1 protein-coding gene is annotated in these 1,366 nt (G+C 57.8%); it reads right to left on the bottom strand.

The genetic code is table 11. From position 1 onward, the window contains the following. Positions 1-238: 238 nt before the first annotated feature. Positions 239-1,291: an IS110 family RNA-guided transposase gene (locus CFR80_RS18210; RefSeq protein ID WP_110507855.1), complete on the bottom strand. Its 1,053-nt coding sequence runs from the start codon at positions 1,289-1,291 to the stop codon at positions 239-241. Positions 1,292-1,366: the final 75 nt, after the last annotated feature.

The raw sequence follows: 1,366 nt of genomic DNA, 5'->3' as shown, positions 1-1,366 counted from the left end.
GGTGTGACCGTGTCGTTTGCACCCATATGTCCGGCCTGTTGTTGCAGTGTTCAGACTGCTGGCCAAGATGGTTTCTGCGATGGAAGTTCCATTCAGTTCAGCGGTTTTTGAAAACCACGGGCTCTTGCGGAGTGTCTTCCATTCAGATCGAACGATCCCCCCATCTCCTCTTTGCAGGACTGCGGTATCAGCTCACACGATCACATTCCGTTTCTGTGCATCGTGTTGGCCAATTTCGTCAGGAAGCGGCAGCCGCTGCCATTGCGGCGGCCTCCACCGGTTTGCGATATGTCTCGCCGCTGGTCATCAGCTTCCATGCAATGCGTGCCATCCTGTTGGCCAGGGCTACAGCAGCGAGTTTCGGCTTCTTTCTGCTCAGAAGACTGACGAGCCATGGCGTGGCGAGACGGCTCTGTTCGTTCTGCCTTACATGCCGCAGCACGGTGGTCGCTCCGACAACCAGCGTACTTCTCAGGCGGCTGTCTCCAGCCCTGGTGATCCCGCCATGCCTGACCTTGCCGCCTGATGAATGATCACGAGGGGTGAGGCCTATCCACGCCGCGAAATCCCGGCCTGAGCAGAATAGATACGGATCCGGGGCCTTCATGAGCAGCAGAGCCGCTCCCAGAGGACCGATGCCCGGAATTCCGGATAGCCTGCGGCTCACCTCCTGACTTCGATGCCATGTGGCCAGTTTTTCATCGAGCTCCCTGATGTGCTTCATCAGGGCTTCATACTCTTCCGCCATCTGCGCAAACAGATCACGTGCGAGAGGTGGCAGCGTTTCTTCAGACGCAATCTGCTGAAGGAATGGTTCCACACGGGAGAGACCCGCAGGGGCGGTCAATCCGAATTCTGCGGCGTATCCCCGAATGGAATTGGCCAGCTGGGTACGTCTGCCAATGAGCCGCTCCCGCATGCCGACAAGCATGAGGGCCGCCTGCTGCTCAACCGTCTTGACGGGCACAAAACGCATGGTCGGACGGCTCATCGCCTCACAGAGGGCCTCGGCATCTGCCGCATCATTCTTGCTGCGCCTGACGTACGGTTTGACAAGCTGTGGCGCCATCAGCCTCACTTCGTGGCCAAGCGCACCAAGGGTTCTGGCCCAGTGATGGGAAGCCCCACAAGCTTCAATGCCAATCACTGTCGGCGGAAGTTTCTCGAAAAACCGGATCATCTGATGTCGGCTCAGTTTCCGGCTTAGCGCAACCCGCTCTTCGGCATCCACGCCGTGGAGCTGAAACACTTTTTTCGAGGTATCCATGCCGATACGGACCAACTGACGCATGATGGTTTCCTTCACTGACATTCAACTCCTCAGCATCCTCTCAGGACCACAGGGAGCCGTCCACACCATCAGTTC

The organism is Komagataeibacter oboediens, from assembly GCF_003207815.1.
GTDB lineage: Bacteria > Pseudomonadota > Alphaproteobacteria > Acetobacterales > Acetobacteraceae > Komagataeibacter > Komagataeibacter oboediens.
This window is presented reverse-complemented; position numbering and strand designations above follow the sequence as displayed.

Excerpts from the sequence above, each read along its gene's own strand:
- CFR80_RS18210 (WP_110507855.1), bottom strand. The coding sequence starts at position 1,291 with ATGCGTCAGTTGGTCCGTATCGGCATGGATACCTCGAAAAAAGTGTTT.